This is a genomic window from Streptomyces spiralis, from assembly GCF_014654675.1.
Lineage (GTDB): Bacteria > Actinomycetota > Actinomycetes > Streptomycetales > Streptomycetaceae > Streptomyces > Streptomyces spiralis.
The window spans coordinates 1-17,693 of record NZ_BNBC01000034.1; the positions used below are offsets into that span (position 1 = coordinate 1).

13 protein-coding genes and 1 pseudogene are annotated in these 17,693 nt (G+C 71.1%); 6 read left to right on the forward strand and 8 right to left on the reverse strand.

Annotated elements, in window-relative coordinates; all coding sequences use genetic code 11:
- The 3 genes and pseudogenes from IE318_RS29370 to metH form a co-directional block, all read right to left on the reverse strand.
- Positions 1 to 266, reverse strand: a pseudogene (locus IE318_RS29370) (ABC transporter substrate-binding protein); the annotation flags it as partial.
- A gap of 565 nt (positions 267 to 831) precedes the next feature.
- Positions 832 to 1,533 (reverse strand): HAD family hydrolase, encoded by a 702-nt coding sequence (locus tag IE318_RS29375; protein WP_189905207.1) that lies wholly within the window; start codon positions 1,531 to 1,533, stop codon positions 832 to 834.
- Positions 1,534 to 1,674: 141 nt separating this feature from the next.
- Positions 1,675 to 5,193: a methionine synthase gene (metH, locus tag IE318_RS29380; protein WP_189905209.1), complete on the reverse strand. Its 3,519-nt coding sequence runs from the start codon at positions 5,191 to 5,193 to the stop codon at positions 1,675 to 1,677.
- Positions 5,194 to 5,500: 307 nt separating this feature from the next.
- Between metH and IE318_RS29385 the strand changes: the two genes are divergently transcribed.
- The 5 genes from IE318_RS29385 (at position 5,501) to IE318_RS29405 (ending at position 12,016) form a co-directional block, all read left to right on the forward strand.
- Complete coding sequence (locus tag IE318_RS29385) at positions 5,501 to 6,265, forward strand: IclR family transcriptional regulator (protein WP_030179212.1); 765 nt, start codon at positions 5,501 to 5,503, stop codon at positions 6,263 to 6,265.
- A 360-nt stretch (positions 6,266 to 6,625) separates the two neighbouring features.
- The gene (locus IE318_RS29390; RefSeq protein WP_030179213.1) at positions 6,626 to 7,420 is read left to right on the forward strand and encodes an MIP/aquaporin family protein; all 795 of its coding nucleotides are present in this window, start codon (positions 6,626 to 6,628) and stop codon (positions 7,418 to 7,420) included.
- A gap of 142 nt (positions 7,421 to 7,562) precedes the next feature.
- Positions 7,563 to 9,122: a glycerol kinase GlpK gene (gene glpK, locus IE318_RS29395; RefSeq protein WP_189905211.1), complete on the forward strand. Its 1,560-nt coding sequence runs from the start codon at positions 7,563 to 7,565 to the stop codon at positions 9,120 to 9,122.
- A 9-nt stretch (positions 9,123 to 9,131) separates the two neighbouring features.
- On the forward strand, positions 9,132 to 10,748 hold the full coding sequence (locus IE318_RS29400) for a glycerol-3-phosphate dehydrogenase/oxidase (protein WP_030179216.1): 1,617 nt from the start codon (positions 9,132 to 9,134) through the stop codon (positions 10,746 to 10,748).
- A 239-nt stretch (positions 10,749 to 10,987) separates the two neighbouring features.
- Positions 10,988 to 12,016 carry a PAC2 family protein gene (locus tag IE318_RS29405; protein ID WP_189905213.1) on the forward strand — a complete coding sequence of 343 codons (1,029 nt, stop codon included), beginning with the start codon at positions 10,988 to 10,990 and terminating at the stop codon, positions 12,014 to 12,016.
- A gap of 91 nt (positions 12,017 to 12,107) precedes the next feature.
- On the opposite strand, the gene mshC is transcribed toward IE318_RS29405, so the two are convergent.
- From mshC to IE318_RS29425, 4 genes are all read right to left on the reverse strand, one after another.
- Positions 12,108 to 13,337: a cysteine--1-D-myo-inosityl 2-amino-2-deoxy-alpha-D-glucopyranoside ligase gene (gene mshC, locus IE318_RS29410; RefSeq protein WP_189905215.1), complete on the reverse strand. Its 1,230-nt coding sequence runs from the start codon at positions 13,335 to 13,337 to the stop codon at positions 12,108 to 12,110.
- A gap of 116 nt (positions 13,338 to 13,453) precedes the next feature.
- Positions 13,454 to 14,326: an SCO1664 family protein gene (locus IE318_RS29415; protein ID WP_189905217.1), complete on the reverse strand. Its 873-nt coding sequence runs from the start codon at positions 14,324 to 14,326 to the stop codon at positions 13,454 to 13,456.
- Positions 14,290 to 14,880 carry a DUF3090 domain-containing protein gene (locus IE318_RS29420; protein ID WP_189905219.1) on the reverse strand — a complete coding sequence of 197 codons (591 nt, stop codon included), beginning with the start codon at positions 14,878 to 14,880 and terminating at the stop codon, positions 14,290 to 14,292. Before IE318_RS29420 ends, IE318_RS29415 begins: the two co-directional genes overlap by 37 nt.
- An 88-nt stretch (positions 14,881 to 14,968) precedes the next feature.
- Positions 14,969 to 15,655 (reverse strand): histidine phosphatase family protein, encoded by a 687-nt coding sequence (locus IE318_RS29425; protein WP_189905221.1) that lies wholly within the window; start codon positions 15,653 to 15,655, stop codon positions 14,969 to 14,971.
- A 61-nt stretch (positions 15,656 to 15,716) separates the two neighbouring features.
- On the opposite strand from IE318_RS29425, the gene corA reads away from it, so the two are divergent.
- The gene (gene corA / locus IE318_RS29430) at positions 15,717 to 16,718 is read left to right on the forward strand and encodes a magnesium/cobalt transporter CorA (protein WP_189905223.1); all 1,002 of its coding nucleotides are present in this window, start codon (positions 15,717 to 15,719) and stop codon (positions 16,716 to 16,718) included.
- 73 nt (positions 16,719 to 16,791) lie between these two features.
- Here corA and IE318_RS29435 read toward each other — a convergent pair whose 3' ends face one another.
- Positions 16,792 to 17,580 (reverse strand): ferritin-like domain-containing protein, encoded by a 789-nt coding sequence (locus IE318_RS29435; protein WP_189905225.1) that lies wholly within the window; start codon positions 17,578 to 17,580, stop codon positions 16,792 to 16,794.
- Positions 17,581 to 17,693 lie beyond the last annotated feature (113 nt).

Genomic DNA, 17,693 nt, shown 5'->3' on the forward strand with positions numbered 1-17,693 from the left:
GCGGCCTCGGGGACGGGGTTGCCGTCGCCCTTGGGCATGATCATCAGGGTCTGCACCGTCTGGCGCAGGACGTTCCACAGACCGGCGTCGTAGGCCCACGCCGGGTCGAGGGGCGCGGGGGCTTCCTTGGAGGCGGCGAACCGGTCCGTGGTGCCGACGACGATGGCGTCGCCACTCTGGCTGCCGCTGTCGGACCCGCCGCACGCGGCGAGTACCGGCGCGAGCAGACCGGCCACGGCCGGCAGCACCAAAGTCTTGCGGTTCATGCTCGAGTTTCTCCAGGGCTGTCATGTCCGTGTACCCGGCATGCAGGGGTGGTGCGGCCGTTCACGGGAGTGGGGCGATGTTCTCGCGACGAGATTAGTCCGCGCCCGCAGAAGGGTTCGCGGCCACCGGAGTTGAGTCGCCATCACGCAGCGGAATCGGGTGTGGACGCACCGAAAACGCGCCACTGGAATGATTCGTGCAGCCTCTCATCAATCGGGACACAAAGACGCGTGGACGGCTCCTCGTGCGAGGGGGGCTGCACACACCGACGCCCCTGTCGACCCCCCATCGAGTGGCGAACGTCACACCACTAACTCGACGCGGGGGTATCGGGATTCGGTCATCCCGCGACCGGGGTCCTGCTCGGGCCTAGGGGGTGTCTCGTCGATCAGGCCGGATCAGGGAGCGGTGGCTGGTGGTGGGGGCACCTCCCACGCCGTTCAGGCAGTGGGGGAACATCGCAAGGCGGAGGAGGGAGCCGATGCGGAGCATCGGCGACCGACGACAACGCGGCGAGGTGCGGTGCCAGGCGCCGCGAGCCCGGCATGATCGGCGAGACACCCCCTAGCCCAGGTACGTCATCAGCCCCTGGAGGAAGGGCAGGTCGACCTCTTCGAGCGAGGTCACGACGGTGCGCCGGGGTGCCGGGGGGATGGGGGCCACGGAGGGGACGGCGACCACACGGCAGCCGGCGGCCTCGGCCGCGGCGACCCCGGTGGCGGTGTCCTCGACGACCGCGCACCTGGCCGGATCCGCTCCCAGGCGGGTGGCGGCCAGCAGATAGGGGTCCGGGTGCGGCTTGGTGCGCGCCACCTCGTCACCGGCCACCGAGAAGGAGAAGTGCTCGGGGCCGAGCGAGATCATGACGCGGTCGATGATGCGCCGGTGGGAGGCGGAGACCAGGGCGGTGGGGATCTCGTGCGCCGACAGTTCGGCCAGCAGCCGCGCCGCGCCCGGCATCAGCGGCAGGGCGCGGTCGATACGATCCTCGAAGCCCTGGTTGAGCAGCACCGTGAGCTCGGCGAGGGTGATGGCGGCGCCGGTGGCCTCGATGAGGAAGCCCGCGCTGCGGGTCATGGGGCCGCCGACGACGACATGTCTCCATGCCTCGTCGAGCGTGTGGCCGAGGGCCGCGAACACCTCGACCTCGACGTCCCACCAGAAACCCTCCGTGTCCACCAGGGTTCCGTCCATGTCGAGGAGCACGGCCTGCAGGGCGGAGCCTTCGGCCGTTCGGGTGCCTAGCGCGGGGACCGTACTGGTCATCCGGCGTACCTCCTTGAGGGACGATCAGGCCGGTTCCCGCGCGGGGAACCGGCCTGCAGTGGACCGACCAGTGTACGACGTGCAAGGGACGAACGCCTCGTCGAGACCACGCCCGGCCGGGATGTCCCCTGTTCAGCGGTCTCAGCGTGCGTTGAAGTACTTCGCCTCCGGGTGGTGGATCACGATGGCGTCGGTGGACTGCTCGGGGTGCAGCTGGAACTCCTCGGAGAGGTGCACCCCGATCCGCTCGGGCTCCAGGAGCGCGGCGATCTTGGCACGGTCCTCCAGGTCGGGGCAGGCGCCGTAGCCGAGGGAGAAACGGGCTCCCCGGTACTTCAGGGCGAACATGTCCTCGATGTCGCTCGGGTCCTCCCCGGCGAAGCCCAGCTCGGCGCGGACGCGTGCGTGCCAGTACTCGGCGAGCGCCTCGGCCAGCTGCACGGACAGACCGTGCAGCTCCAGATACTCACGGTAGGAGTCGGACGCGAACAGCCGGGCCGTCTCCTCGCCGATCTTCGAGCCGACGGTGACGACCTGGAAGCCGACGACGTCCCGCTCCCCGGACTCCTCCGGGCGGAAGAAGTCCGCCAGGCACAGGCGGCGGCCGCGGCGCTGGCGCGGGAAGGTGAACCGGGTGCGCTCGTTGCCCTGCTCGTCCAGGACGATCAGGTCGTCGTCCTTGGACACGCAGGGGAAGTAGCCGTGGACGACGGCCGCCTCCAGCAGGTTCTCCGTCTGGAGCCGGTCGAGGAGGCCGCGCAGCCGGGGCCGGCCCTCGGTCTCCACCAGCTCCTCGTACGTCGGCCCGTCGCCGGTACGGGCCTGGCGCAGGCCCCACTGGCCCTTGAAGAGGGCGCCCTCGTCCAGCCAGGACGCGTAGTCCTTCAGCGGGATGCCCTTGACCACCCGGGTGCCCCAGAACGGAGGCTCCGGGACCGGGTTGTCGGTGGCCACGTCCGAGCGGACATGGCCCTCCTGCGGCCGCTGGTCCTCCTCCACCACCGCCGCGGTGGCGCGGACCCGCCGCTGCCGCAGTTCGGGCAGCTTGGCGCCGGGCACGCCGCGCTTGACGCCGATCAGGGCGTCCATCAGGCGCAGGCCCTCGAAGGCGTCGCGGGCGTAGCGGACCTCGCCCTGGTACAGCTCGTGCAGGTCCTGCTCCACGTACGCCCGGGTCAGGGCGGCGCCGCCGAGGATGACCGGGAAGCGGGCGGCCAGGCCGCGGGCGTTGAGCTCCTCCAGGTTCTCCTTCATGATCACCGTGGACTTCACCAGCAGCCCGGACATGCCGATCACGTCCGCCTTGTGCTCGTCGGCGGCCTCCAGGATCGCCGAGACCGGCTGCTTGATGCCCAGGTTGACCACGTTGTAGCCGTTGTTGGACAGGATGATGTCGACCAGGTTCTTGCCGATGTCGTGCACGTCGCCGCGCACGGTGGCCAGCACGATGGTGCCCTTGCCGGCCTCGTCGGTCTTCTCCATGTGCGGCTCGAGGTGGGCGACGGCGGCCTTCATGACCTCGGCGGACTGGAGCACGAACGGCAGCTGCATCTGCCCGGAGCCGAACAGCTCACCGACGACCTTCATGCCGTCCAGCAGGGTGTCGTTGACGATGTCCAGCGCCTTGCGGCTCTGCAGCGCCTCGTCCAGGTCGGGTTCCAGGCCGTTGCGTTCGCCGTCGATGATGCGCCGCTTCAGCCGCTCCTCCAGCGGCAGCGCGGCCAGCTCCTCGGCCTTGCCCGCCTTCAGGGACTTGGCGGTGGCGCCCTCGAACAGCTGCATGAGCTTCTGCAGCGGGTCGTAGCCCTCGCGGCGGCGGTCGTAGATCAGGTCCAGGGCGGTGGTGACCTGCTCCTCGTCGAAGCGGGCGATCGGCAGGATCTTGCTCGCGTGGACGATCGCCGAGTCCAGGCCGGCCTTGACGCACTCGTCCAGGAAGACGGAGTTCAGCAGGATGCGGGCGGCCGGGTTCAGGCCGAAGGAGATGTTCGACAGACCGAGGGTCGTCTGCACCTTCGGGTGCCGCTTCTTCAGCTCGCGGATGCCCTCGATGGTGGCCAGGCCGTCCTTGCGGGACTCCTCCTGGCCGGTGCAGATGGTGAAGGTCAGGCAGTCCACGAGGATGTCCTCCTCGAGGATGCCCCAGTTGCCGGTCAGGTCGTCGATCAGCCGCTCGGCGATCTCGACCTTCTTCTCGGCGGTACGGGCCTGGCCCTCCTCGTCGATGGTCAGCGCGATCAGCGCCGCACCGTGCTCCCGGGCCAGCTTCGTGACCTTCGCGAACCGCGACTCGGGGCCGTCGCCGTCCTCGTAGTTGACGGAGTTGATCACCGCGCGGCCGCCCAGCTTCTCCAGCCCGGCCTCGATCACGTCGACCTCGGTGGAGTCCAGCACGATCGGCAGCGTGGAGGCGGTGGCGAACCGTCCGGCCAGCTCGGCCATGTCGGCGACGCCGTCCCGGCCGACGTAGTCCACGCACAGGTCGAGCATGTGCGCGCCCTCGCGGATCTGCTCCCGGGCCATCTCCACACAGTCGTCCCAGCGGCCCTCGAGCATGGCCTCACGGAACTTCTTCGACCCGTTGGCGTTCGTCCGCTCCCCGATCGCCAGGTACGACGTGTCCTGGCGGAAGGGGACGGTCTGGTAGAGGGAGGCGGCGCCCGGCTCCGGGCGCGGGCTGCGCTCCACCGGGGCCAGCTCCCGCACCCGCTCCACCAGCTGCCGCAGATGCTCCGGCGTCGTACCGCAGCAGCCGCCCACCAGCGACAGGCCGTAGTCGCGGACGAAGTTCTCCTGCGCGTCCGCGAGGCCCTCCGGGTCCAGCGGGAAGTGCGCGCCGTCCTTGGTCAGCACCGGCAGACCCGCGTTCGGCATGCACAGCAGCGGGATACGGGAGTGGCGGGTGAGGTAGCGCAGGTGCTCGCTCATCTCCGCCGGGCCGGTGGAGCAGTTCAGGCCGATCATGTCGATGCCGAGCGGCTCCAGCGCGGTCAGCGCCGCGCCGATCTCCGAGCCGAGCAGCATCGTGCCGGTCGTCTCGAACGCCATCGACACCAGCAGCGGCACCTCGATGCCGGCGGCCTCCATGGCCCGGCGGGCGCCCAGCACCGACGCCTTCGTCTGCAGCAGGTCCTGCGTGGTCTCCACGATCAGCGCGTCCGCGCCGCCCGCCAGCAGACCTTCGGCGTTGGCCTGGTAGCCGTCGCGAATGGTGGTGTAGCCGACGTGGCCGAGGGTGGGCAGCTTGGTGCCGGGGCCGATCGAGCCGAGCACCCAGCGGGTGCGGCCGTCGCGGGCGGCGTACTCGTCGGCGACCTCGCGGGCGATACGGGCGCCCGCCTCGGACAGCTCGTGGACCCGGTCGGAGATCTCGTACTCCGCCGCCGCCGTGTGGTTGGCGCCGAAGGTGTTGGTCTCCACGCAGTCGACGTCCGCCGCGAAGTAGGCGTCGTGGACCGAACGGACGATGTCGGGCCGGGTCAGGTTCAGAATCTCGTTGCAGCCTTCCAGGGTCTGGAAGTCCTCGAGCGTGGGCTCCTGGGCCTGGAGCATGGTGCCCATCGCTCCGTCGGCCACCACCACTCGGGTGGCGAGCGCCTCGCGGAGGGCGGACACACGGGTCCGGCTGTCGGCGGAAGGGGTCGGCGGCAACGAGGCCATGAAGGGGCTCCCTTAGGTGCGACGGCTGTCGGCTTTGCGCCTTCCCAGGTGGTTCGCGAGGACTCACACCGGAGCCTCCCGAGGAAGGCGCACGCGGCAAGCCTAGCCGGGTCCGCCACCCGATGGTCGGGGCGTCCACCACGCGGACGAGGATGACCGCCGGGCCACCCGCCGGAGGCCCGGCTCGTAACAGGTGTCGACCGACCATTAGCGGAGAGTCGACAAGGACCGGTAGTGTTCGACATTGCCGAACGGCGGCAGACGAGGTCGACCGCCGGCGGTCGAAGGGGACGGAGGCAGGACGGCGATGGCACGGAACATCCAGTCGCTCGAACGGGCGGCCGCGATGCTGCGCTTGCTCGCGGGCGGCGAACGACGGCTCGGCCTGTCGGACATCGCCTCTTCTCTGGGCCTCGCCAAAGGCACCGCCCACGGCATACTGCGCACCCTCCAGCAGGAGGGGTTCGTGGAGCAGGACGACGCCTCCGGCCGCTACCAGCTCGGCGCGGAGCTGCTGCGCCTGGGCACCACGTACCTCGACGTGCACGAGCTGCGGGCACGCGCCCTGGTGTGGACGGACGACCTGGCGCGCTCCAGCGGTGAGAGCGTCTACCTGGGGGTGCTGCACCAGCAGGGCGTGCTGATCGTGCACCACGTCTTCCGCCCGGACGACAGCCGGCAGGTGCTGGAGATCGGGGCGATGCAGCCCCTGCACTCCACGGCCCTGGGCAAGGTCCTGTCGGCGTACGACCCGGTCGCGCACAGCGAGGCGGTGGAGGCCGACCGCAAGGCGTTCACGGACCGGACGGTGTGCGACATGGAGGACTTCGAGCACATCCTCGACCTCACGCGCGCGCGGGGGTACGCGGCCGACGTGGAGGAGACCTGGGAGGGCGTCGCGTCCATCGCGGCGCCCATCCACGACCGGCGCAGGATGCCGGTCGGCGCCGTCGGGATCACCGGAGCGGTGGAGCGGGTGCGCCGGGACGGCGAGCTGCGTCCCGAGCTGATCGCGGCCGTGCGGGACTGCGCCCGCGCCGTCTCGCGGGATCTGGGCGCCGGGCGGTTCTGAGCGCCGCGAGAAGAGCCGCGGAAGACCGCGAGAAGACCACGAGAAGACCACGACAGGCCGGTACACCGTCGGTGTGCCGGCCTTTCGCATGCCCGCGGCGGACTTTCGCGTGCCCGCGGCGAACGGCTCCCGACCCGGCGATCAGTAACGATCGTGCTTTCGACTACAGAACTCTTGACGCCTGTGTCACGGCGAGGTGAGACTCGCGTCCATCGGTCGGCATTGTCGAACACCTTGCGGCAATACGCGCTAGAGTGTGGCAGCGCCAAGGGCCGGCATCGCTCTCACCCCCGAGGGCGCCAGACCCCCGGAGGGACCCGGGGTTCGGCTACCCCTGGACGAAGGACAAAGGAGTCGCGGGTGTCCAGCTCCGACATCTTCATCGGCGAGACCATCGGTACCGCCATACTCATCCTGCTCGGCGGCGGCGTGTGTGCCGCCGTCACCCTGAAGGCCTCCAAGGCCCGTAACGCCGGCTGGCTCGCCATCGCCTTCGGGTGGGGTTTCGCCGTGATGACGGCCGTGTACATCTCGGGCCCGCTGTCCGGGGCCCACCTGAACCCGGCTGTGACGGTTGCCCTCGCCATCAAGGACGGCGACTGGTCGGACGTGCCGATCTACTTCGCCGGTCAGCTGCTCGGCGCCATGATCGGCGCGGCCCTGGTGTGGGTCGCCTACTACGGCCAGTTCCACGCCCACCTGACCGACAAGGAGATCGTCGGAGGTCCGGGTGCGCAGGCCACCGCCGCCAAGGCGGTCGAGGCCCAGGAGAAGGGCGCCGGCCCGGTGCTCGGCATCTTCTCGACCGGCCCGGAGATCAGAAACGTGGTGCAGAACCTCGCCACCGAGATCATCGGCACCGTCGTGCTGATCCTGGCGGTCCTCACCCAGGGCCTGAACGCCAAGGGCGACGGCCTCGGTGTCCTCGGCGGCCTGATCACCGCGTTCGTCGTCGTCTCGATCGGTCTGTCGCTCGGCGGCCCCACGGGCTACGCCATCAACCCGGCCCGTGACCTCGGCCCGCGCATCGTGCACGCGCTGCTGCCGCTGCCCAACAAGGGCGGCTCCGACTGGAGCTACGCCTGGATCCCGGTGGTCGGCCCGCTGATCGGCGGGGCGATCGGCGCCGGCATCTACAACGTCGCGTTCGCCTGACGACCGCCGCGCTCGCGGCCCCCGGGCGGCGAGCGCCGCGGCCGACCCCATGCGTCCGCACCACCGCGCCGTACTTCAGCACCACTGATCACCGACCACGGACCACGGACCTTCAGGACCTCAGGACCCTCAGGAGCACACAGTGACCGACGCCCACACCGCCGGCATCGCATCCCACGGGCACGGCCCGTTCATCGCCGCCATCGACCAGGGCACCACCTCCTCGCGCTGCATCGTCTTCGACCGGGACGGCCGGATCGTCTCCGTCGACCAGAAGGAGCACGAGCAGATCTTCCCCAAGCCGGGCTGGGTCGAGCACGACGCCGCCGAGATCTGGACCAACGTCCAGGAGGTCGTCGCCGGCGCCATCGAGAAGGCCGGCATCACCCGCGACGACATCAAGGCCATCGGCATCACCAACCAGCGCGAGACCACCGTGCTGTGGGACAGGAACACCGGTGAGCCCGTCCACAACGCCATCGTCTGGCAGGACACCCGCACCGACGCCCTGTGCAGGGAGCTCGGCCGCAACGTCGGCCAGGACCGCTTCCGCCGCGAGACCGGCCTTCCCCTCGCCTCCTACTTCGCCGGTCCCAAGGCCCGCTGGCTGCTCGACAACGTCGAGGGCCTCAAGGAGCGCGCCGAGGCGGGCGACATCCTCTTCGGCACCATGGACACCTGGGTCATCTGGAACCTGACCGGTGGCACCGACGGCGGCAAGCACGTCACCGACGTGACCAACGCCTCCCGCACCATGCTGATGAACCTCCACACCATGGAGTGGGACGAAAAGATCTGCGAGTCGATCGGCGTCCCCATGCAGATCCTGCCGGAGATCCGCTCCTCCGCCGAGGTCTACGGCGAGATCACCGGCGGCAAGCTGGGCGACCTGCTCGGCGGCATCCCGGTGGCCTCCGCGCTCGGCGACCAGCAGGCGGCCCTGTTCGGCCAGACCTGCTTCTCCGAGGGCGAGACCAAGTCCACGTACGGCACCGGCACCTTCATGGTGATGAACACCGGCGACAAGATCATCAACTCCTACGCGGGCCTGCTGACCACCGTCGGTTACAAGATCGGCGAACAGGACACGGTCTACGCCCTGGAGGGCTCGATCGCCGTCACCGGCTCGCTGGTGCAGTGGATGCGCGACCAGATGGGCCTGATCTCCACCGCCGCCGAGATCGAGACGCTCGCGCTCTCGGTCGAGGACAACGGCGGCGCCTACTTCGTGCCGGCCTTCTCCGGCCTGTTCGCCCCGCACTGGCGCTCCGACGCCCGCGGTGTGATCGCCGGCCTGACCCGGTACGTCACCAAGGCACACCTCGCGCGCGCCGTCCTGGAGGCCACCGCCTGGCAGACCCGGGAGATCGCCGACGCCATGACCAAGGACTCCGGCGTCGAGCTGTCCACCCTCAAGGTCGACGGCGGCATGACCGCCAACAACCTGCTGATGCAGACGCTCTCGGACGTCCTGGACGCCCCCGTGGTGCGCCCCATGGTCGCCGAGACCACCTGCCTCGGCGCCGCCTACGCCGCCGGTCTCGCCGTCGGCTTCTGGACCAGCACCGACGACCTGCGCGCCAACTGGCGCCGGGCCGCCGAGTGGACCCCCCGCATGGACGCGGAGACCCGCGACCGTGAGTACAAGAGCTGGCTCAAGGCCGTCGAGCGGACCATGGGCTGGCTCGAGGACGAGGAGTAAGAAACCGCAATGACCAGTCAGTCCACCCTGCAGTCCGTGCCTGCCCTGGGGACGCGTCCGGCCTCCGGCTCCCACGCGAGCCGCGCCGAGACCCGGGAGCAGCTCTCCAAGGCGACGTACGACCTCCTCGTGATCGGCGGCGGCATCCTGGGCATCTCCACCGCCTGGCACGCCGCGCAGTCCGGACTCAGGGTGGCCCTGGTCGACGCCGGCGACTTCGCCGGCGCCACCTCCTCCGCCTCCTCCAAGCTGCTCCACGGCGGTCTGCGCTATCTGCAGACCGGCGCGGTGAAGCTGGTGGCGGAGAACCACTTCGAGCGCCGTGCGGTCTCCCGCCAGGTGGCCCCCCACCTGGCGAACCCGCTCACCTTCTACCTCCCCGTGTACAAGGGCGGGCCGCACGGCGCGGCGAAGCTCGGGGCGGGCGTGTTCGCCTACTCCGCGCTCTCCGCGTTCGGTGACGGCGTGGGCCACCTGCTCTCGCCGGCCAAGGCCGCGCAGGACGTGCCCGAGCTGCGCACCGAGAACCTCAAGGCCGTCGCCGTGTACGGCGACGACCAGATGAACGACGCGCGCATGGCGCTGATGACGGTCCGCGCGGCCGTCGAGTCGGGCGCGGTCGTCCTCAACCACGCCGAGGTCACCGGCCTGCGCTTCACCAGGGGCCGGGTCACCGGTGCCGAGCTGAAGGACCGGCTGTCCGGTGACGAGTTCGGGGTCGACGCCCGGCTGGTGCTGAACGCGACCGGCCCGTGGGTCGACCACCTGCGCAGGATGGAGGACCCGAATGCCGCGCCGTCCATCCGGCTGTCGAAGGGCGCGCATCTGGTCCTGAAGCGCACCTCCCCCTGGAAGGCCGCGCTGGCCACCCCGATCGACAAGTACCGGATCACCTTCGCCCTCCCCTGGGAGGACATGCTGCTGCTCGGCACCACCGACGAGGAGTACGAGGGCGACCCCGCGGACGTCGCGGTCAACGACAAGGACATCGCGCAGATACTCGACGAGGCCGCGTACTCCGTCCGCGACCAGCAGCTCGAGCGCGACCTGATCACGTACGCCTTCGCGGGCCTCAGGGTGCTGCCGGGCGGCCCCGGCGACACCGCCAAGGCCAAGCGCGAGACCGTGGTCACCGAGGGCAGGGGCGGCATGCTGTCCGTGGCGGGCGGCAAGTGGACGACCTTCCGGCACATCGGCCGCACGGTGATGAAGAAGCTGGAGTCGCTGCCCGGCCGGCCGCTGGGCGAGGACTTCGAGCCGATCTCGACGCTGCCGAGGAAGCTGCCGCTGCCCGGCATCGCCAACCCGCGCGCGGTGGCGCACCGGCTGCTGGTGGACCGTCCGGCGCCCGGCCCGCGGATGGCCGCGGACACCGCCCGGCACCTGGCCACGCACTACGGCTCGCTGGCGTTCGACATCGCCCGCCTGGCCAACGAGAACCCGCAGCTGGGCGAGCGGGTCCACCCGGACGCCCCGGAGATCTGGGCGCAGGTCGTGTGGGCCCGGGACCACGAGTGGGCCGAGACGCCGGACGACGTGCTGCGCCGCCGTACGACGCTGACGATACGCGGTCTGGCCACGGACGAGGTGCGGGCCAAGGTGCAGGACCTGCTCGACAGGAAGTGACCGTGATCGCCGGGGGGCAGCGCCAGGCCCCGCCGGCCTGAGGACCGAGGGCCGGCCCCCGCCGCACCGGGGGCCGGCCCTCGTCGTTCGGGGTCCCCGCGTATTGGATCATGGGTGTTCGACCGTCTCGGACGGGGCAGTGATGCGTTCACTCCCCCGTGCAAGGGGGCTGCGGGCGCCCCCGCGGCACGCCGTAAGGTTGGTGGGTCAAGCGAGGGCACGTCGGAAGGAGGCACTGGGTGATCGAGCTCGAGGGGGTTCCCGAGCTGATCGACCCGGTCATGGTGGCCGCGTTCGAGGGCTGGAACGATGCCGGCGACGCCGCCTCGACCGCGGTCGCGCATCTGGAGAGGGAGTGGAAGGGCGAGGTGTTCGCGGCGCTGGACGCCGAGGACTACTACGACTTCCAGGTGAACCGCCCCACGGTGTTCATGGACAGCGGCGTGCGCAAGATCACATGGCCGACCACACGGCTTTCGGTGGTCCGGATCGGCGGCGACAAGCCGCGTGACCTGGTGCTCGTGCGCGGGATCGAACCGTCCATGCGCTGGCGCTCGTTCTGCAACGAGCTGCTCGGCTTCGCGCACGAACTGGGCGTGGAGCTGGTGGTCATCCTCGGTGCGCTGCTCGGCGACACCCCGCACACACGTCCGGTCCCGATCAGCGGGACCACGTCCGACACGGACCTGGCCCGCCGGATGGACCTGGAGGAGACCAAGTACGAGGGGCCCACGGGCATCGTCGGCGTACTGCAGGAGGCCTGCACGCACGCGGGCGTCCCGGCGGTCTCGCTGTGGGCGGCCGTCCCGCACTACGTCTCGCAGCCGCCCAACCCGAAGGCCACGCTGGCCCTGCTCAACCGCCTGGAGGACCTGCTGGACCTGCGGATCCCGCTGGGCGAGCTGCCGGAGGACGCGCGCGCCTGGCAGGTGGGCGTGGACCAGCTGGCCGCCGAGGACAGCGAGGTCGCCGAGTACGTCCAGACGCTGGAGGAGGCCCGGGACACCGCCGAGCTGCCCGAGGCGTCGGGCGAGGCGATCGCCCGCGAGTTCGAGCGGTATCTGCGGCGCCGGGACGGCGGCGGCCCGTCGTCCGGCGGGCACGCCACGGCGGACGGCGGCGAGGGCGGCTCCTATCTGCGGGACAGCCCCAGCGGACGGACCCGGCCGCCGAAGCCCCCGAAGCCGGAGACCGGGACGGGGCCGGAGAGCGAGACGGGGCCGGAGACGGGACCGGACGCCGACGACGAGGACTCCCCGGAGGACTGAACCGGACCAGGACGGACATCAGGGGCGGTGCGCTGCACAGCGCACCGCCCCTGATGGCGTCGGCGACCGGGTGCCGGCCGCCGGAGAGCCGTCAGACAGCCACACCCAGCAGGGCGTCCACCGCTCGCGAGACCAGGCCCGGAGCACCGGTGTCGGTGCCGCCGCGCTCCTGCTGGAGCGCCGCCCAGCGGTCGACCGCGGCGAGCGCGGCCGGGGCGTTCAGATCGTCGGCGAGGGCCTCGCGGATCTCCTCGACCAGCGCGTCGGCGGACGGGCCGTCGGGCCGGGAGACGGCGGAGCGCCAGCGGCCGAGCCGGGCCACGGCGTCCTGGAGGACCTGGTCGGTCCACTCCCAGTCGGAACGGTAGTGGTGGGCGAGGAGCGCCAGCCGGATGGCGGCCGGGTCGACGCCGTCGCGCCGCAGCCGCGAGACGAAGACCAGGTTGCCCTTGGACTTGGACATCTTCTCGCCGTCCAGCGCGACCATGCCGGCGTGGACGTACGCCTTGGCCATGGGGAACTCGCCGGTGAGCACCTGGGCGTGCGAGGCGCCCATCTCGTGGTGCGGGAAGGCGAGGTCGGAGCCGCCGCCCTGGACGTCGAAGCCCATGCCGAGGTGGTCGAGGGCGATGGCCACGCACTCGATGTGCCAGCCGGGCCGGCCGCGGCCGAGCGAGCCGCCGTCCCAGCTGGGCTCGCCCTCACGGGCCGCCATCCACAGCATCGGGTCGAGCGGGTTCTTCTTGCCGGGGCGGTCGGGGTCGCCGCCGCGCTCGGCGGACAGCAGCCGCATCGCGGCGGCGTCCAGGCGGGAGACCTCGCCGAAGTGCGGGTCGGACTCGACGGAGAAGTAGACGTCGCCGTCGAGTTCGTACGCGGCGCCCAGGTCCCGCAGCCGTTCGACCAGCGGGACGATGCCGGGTATCGCCTCCACGGCGCCTATGTAGTGCTTCGGGGGCAGCATTCGCAGGGCGGTCATGTCCTCGCGGAACAGGGCCGTCTCCTGCTCGGCCAGCTTCACCCAGTCGACGTCGTCGCGCTGCGCCCGCTCCAGCAGCGGATCGTCGACGTCGGTGACGTTCTGGACGTAGTGAACCTGCCGCTTGGTGTCGAGCCACACGCGCTGAACGAGGTCGAACGCGTTGTAGGTCGCCGCGTGACCCATGTGGGTCGCGTCGTACGGAGTGATGCCGCAGACGTAGATACGGGCGACGGGACCGGGCTGGAGGGAGACCAGACCCCCGGTCGCTGTGTCGTGGATCCTCAGGTCGCGGCCCTGACCTGGCAGGGCGGGGACCTCGGAAGCGGGCCAGGCATGCATGTCATGAGCGTAACCGGACCGCGGTCCCGTCTACGAACCGGACCGCTCCGGATGACCGGTAAGGCACTCTTGCGGGATCCCGGCGCGTGTGCTTGGCCACGCGCCGGGCGGCCCCGCTACACCGGTGGCCAGGGGATCGCCGGCCAGTCGCCGTTCGGTCCGGGGTGGGTGCCGGAGGCGAGGAGGGCGTCCACACGCGCGCGTGTGGCGTCGATCTCGTCCGGGGTGATCAGGTCGGCCAGCCGGACGGCGAGACGGCCGCCGTCGCTCAGGGCGTCCTTGAGGCCCTTGAGGACGTCGAGGGCCTCCGGGGGCAGAGGCTCGCCCGCCCAGCCCCACAGGAGGGTGCGCAGCTTGTTCTCGACGTTGAAGGTGACGCCGTGGTCGATGCCGTACAGCCGCCCCTGCGAGGTGGGCAGCAGATGGCCGCCCTTGCGGTCGGCGTTGTTGATCACGGCGTCGAGCACGGCCAGCCGGCGCAGCCGCTCGTCGTCGGCGTGCACGAGCAGCGCCGTGCGGCCCTCGCCGACCTCGGCGAGGGCGATCGCCTTCCAGCCGGGTCCGGGTTCCTCGGCGTCGACCAGCGCGAGCAGCCCGGCGTCGCCGCCCTCATCGCCGTCACCGTCGCCGTCGCCGTCGGTGGTCGCCTCGATCCACAGCTGGACCATGCCCTCGCCGTACGGGCCGTCGCGCAGCACGGTGGGCGGGATCAGGCCCCAGCCGGTCGCCTCGGAGACCTCGTAGGCCGCCACCTCGCGGCCGGCCAGGGTGCCGTCGGGGAAGTCCCACAGCGGGCGCTCCCCGGCGACCGGCTTGTACACGCACGACGCCTCCCGGCCGTCGTGGGCGATCGTGCAGAACAGCGCCGCGTTCGAGGCGTCGCGGATGCGGCCGCGCACGGTGAGCTCGCCGTGGGAGAGCAGCTCGACGGAGGCCGCGTGGGGCGGGGGCGTCACGCCCCGCGGCGGTATCCGTTCTGGCGCGGACATACGTGTCCTTCCGGGTCCAGGGGCAGGCTGCACAGCGGGCACGGCGGCCGCCCGGCGTTGACGACGTCGAGGGCGCGTTTGGCGAAGGCCCTCGCCTGGGCGCCGGTGAGACGGACCCGCAGCATCGGGGGGCCGTTCTCCTCGTCCTGGAGCAGCCGCTCCTCGGCCTCCGCGAGGTCCTCCTCGGACTCGGCGTCGAGCTCGACGAGGGCCTGTGCCTCGACGATCATGCGCTGCTCCTCGCCGTCCCAGGCGAGTGCCATGGTGCCGACGCGGAACTCCTCCTCGATGGGGCTGTCCAGCGGGGCGGTGTCGGTGATCTCGGTGGGCGCCATCGCGGGGACGGAGGCGTTGCCCCCGCTGCGGCGCACGACCTCGTCAAGCAGCTCGTCCATGCGTTCGGCGAGCGCGGCGACCTGGGTCTTCTCCAGGGCCACGCTGGTCACCCGGGAGCCGGCGGTGGCCTGGAGGAAGAACGTACGGCGCCCGGGCAGTCCGACCGTGCCGGCCACGAAACGGTCCGGGGGGTCGTAGAGGAACACCTGACGGGACACGTCCTGTCTCCATGGGAATCGTGGGAACGGGCGGATGCTGGGGGTCGGGAGGCCGACGGGGACCGCTTCACCCTACTGCGGCCGACGATCACGGTGCGCCCGCGCCGCCTCCGACCGGTGCGTCGTCGCCGGGCGGCTCCTCGCGCGGCGCCAGGGACGCGAAGTCGCCGGTGTCGCCCAGCCGCACGAGGAACGGCCGCAGCCGGGTGTAGCGGATCGCGGTGACGGAACAGGGTTCGACGGAGATCCGCTGGAAGAGGTCGAGATGCAGGCCGAGCGCGTCCGCGACGAGGGACTTGATGATGTCACCGTGGGAGCACATCAGGTATACCGCGTCGGCGCCGTGGTCGCGCTCCACGCGCGCGTTCCACTCGCGGACGGCCTCGGCGGCGCGGGTCTGCATCGCGCGCAGGGACTCGCCGCCGGGGAAGGCCGCCGCCGAGGGATGCGCCTGCACCACCTCCATCAGCGGCTCGTCCTTGAGCTCGCTGAGCTTGCGGCCGGACCAGTCGCCGTAGTGGCACTCCCCGATCCGCTCGTCGGTGTGCGCGGCCAGGCCCGGCCGGGCGTCAAGGAGCGGCTGTACGGTTTCCTGGCAGCGTTGCAGCGGGCTGGTGACGACCTCGGTGATCGGCAGCCCGGCGAGCCGGCCGGGCAGTGCGGCGGCCTGCTCGGTGCCGCGTTCGTCGAGGGCGACGCCGGGAGTCCAGCCGGCGAGCAGGCCCGCGGTGTTGGCGGTGGAACGTCCGTGCCTGACAAGGATCAGCGTGGGCATGCGGCCAGGGTAGGCGTACGGGCGGCTCCGGCGTCGGCCGGACGAAAGGGGAACACACTCCGTGATCGTCGACTGTGGCATCTACCGTGACGGGCACCGCGCCGAGGGTCCGCGGGACTTCTCCGACGCCCTGGCCGAGGCGCGGACGGCCGGGGGGTTTGTGTGGATGGGGCTGCACGAGCCGAGCGTGGAGGAGTTCGACCTGGTCAGCGCCGAGTTCGGACTGCATCCGCTGGCGGTGGAGGACGCGTTGAAGGCCCATCAGCGACCCAAGATGGAGATCTACGACGACTCGCTGTTCGTGGTGCTGAAACCGGTGGTCTACGAGCCGCGCAGCGACGCCGTCTCGACGGGCGAGATCATGATCTTCCTCGGTGACTCGTTCGTGGTGACGGTCCGCCACGGCGAGGGTGTCGGACTGAGCCTCGTACGGCGCCGCCTGGAGCAGGAGCCGGAGATGCTCGGCAAGGGGCCGACGGCGGTGTTGTACGCGATAGCCGACTCGGTCGTCGACCACTACCTGGACGTGGCGACCGAGTTGCAGACCGACCTGGAGGAGCTGGAGGCGGAGGTCTTCTCCCCCGAGCGGGGCGGCACCCGGCACACGGCGTCCGGGATCTACAACTTCAAGCGCCAGATCACCGAGTTCCGGCGGGCCACGGGTCCACTGGCACTGCCGATGTCCCGGCTCGGCGGCACGGCCCAGAGCGCCTTCGCCACGGCCGTCCCGTTCGTGGACGACAAGGCGCGGCCCTTCTTCCGGGACGTCAGCGACCACCTCACCCGGGTCAACGAGTCCGTGGAGAGCCTGGACCGGCTGGTCTCGGACATCCTGTCGGCGCATCTGGCGCAGACCAGCGTCCAGCAGAACGACGACATGCGGAAGATCTCCGCGTGGGCGGCCATGGCAGCGATCCCGACCATGATCGCCGGCATCTACGGCATGAACTTCGAGCACATGCCCGAGCTGCACTGGATCTGGGCGTATCCGGCGGTGATCGCCCTGATGGCCGTCCTGGAGGTGCTGCTGTACCAGATGTTCAAGCGGCGGGGATGGCTGTGACGGCGGGATGGCTGTGACGCAGAGCCGGCTGTGACGGCGGGGTCGGCGACGACAGGGGTGATGGCGGCTGTGCTCAGGCGAACTCGGGGGCCGGGGTGTGCGGGTCACCGAGGGCGTCGCGCCGCTCGGGCATCGCGAGGGTGACCATGCGGCGCCAACCCGCGAGGCGTTCGTAGGCGTAGACCACGTGGATGCCGGCCGCCAGGAGGGCGGAGCGCCTCCGTGACCAGCCGAGGATGCGGCCCATGCGGGCCATGACGGCCAGGCTCACGTCGCGGTGGACGCGGATCTCGGCGAGCGCGCAGGCGCGCAGGATCCGCTGGATGGTGCGGCCGTGTCCGGCGGCGGCGAGGCGGAGCAGTTCCTCGTGGCAGTAGGCGAGGTGATTGTCCTCGTCGCTCGCGATCATCTTCACGGCGCGGCCCAGGTCGGGGTGGTCGCCGAAGTGCCGGCGCAGCAGGCCCATCTGTTCGGAGGCGCGCTGTTCGGTGACCCGGCTGTGCGCGAGGTAGACGATGATGTCGGTGTCGGTGAGCGGTTCGTCGGACCTGAGCCGGTCGTGGGCCAGGCCGATGCCCTGCCGTTCCAGGAGCATGGTGTAGTCGGTCTCCGGGGGCACCGCGACGAGGTCCAGCCCGCGTCTCCTCAGCAGGGCGCGGAAGATCCGGCCGTGTTTGTCCTCGTCCGCCCCGTGCCGTGCGATCTTGGGGGCGAGTTCGCGGGCGGTCGCCGGTACGAGGGCGGCGATCCGTCCGTTCTCCCAGCCGCCCTGCGCCTCTCCGCCGGAGGCGATCGAGCAGAACAGACGGAACGACTCGTCGTGGTCGAGGACCTCCTGGAACAGACCCCTGGGTGAGAGCATCGTGGGCCACCTCCCTGCCGGACCGCCGGACCGCCGCGAAGGCCGAGTCAAGGCGAGTCAAGTGGGGGTGCGGGGGTGCCGCAACAGGTGCGGGAGCGGGCTGCGCCGAACGG

Coding starts and splice junctions, on each gene's coding strand:
- mshC (WP_189905215.1), bottom strand. CDS start 13,337: ATGCATGCCTGGCCCGCTTCCGAGGTCCCCGCCCTGCCAGGTCAGGGC.
- IE318_RS29435 (WP_189905225.1), bottom strand. CDS start 17,580: ATGCTCTCACCCAGGGGTCTGTTCCAGGAGGTCCTCGACCACGACGAG.
- IE318_RS29375 (WP_189905207.1), bottom strand. CDS start 1,533: ATGACCAGTACGGTCCCCGCGCTAGGCACCCGAACGGCCGAAGGCTCC.
- IE318_RS29385 (WP_030179212.1), top strand. CDS start 5,501: ATGGCACGGAACATCCAGTCGCTCGAACGGGCGGCCGCGATGCTGCGC.
- IE318_RS29425 (WP_189905221.1), bottom strand. CDS start 15,655: ATGCCCACGCTGATCCTTGTCAGGCACGGACGTTCCACCGCCAACACC.
- metH (WP_189905209.1), bottom strand. CDS start 5,193: ATGGCCTCGTTGCCGCCGACCCCTTCCGCCGACAGCCGGACCCGTGTG.
- IE318_RS29415 (WP_189905217.1), bottom strand. CDS start 14,326: ATGTCCGCGCCAGAACGGATACCGCCGCGGGGCGTGACGCCCCCGCCC.
- IE318_RS29400 (WP_030179216.1), top strand. CDS start 9,132: ATGACCAGTCAGTCCACCCTGCAGTCCGTGCCTGCCCTGGGGACGCGT.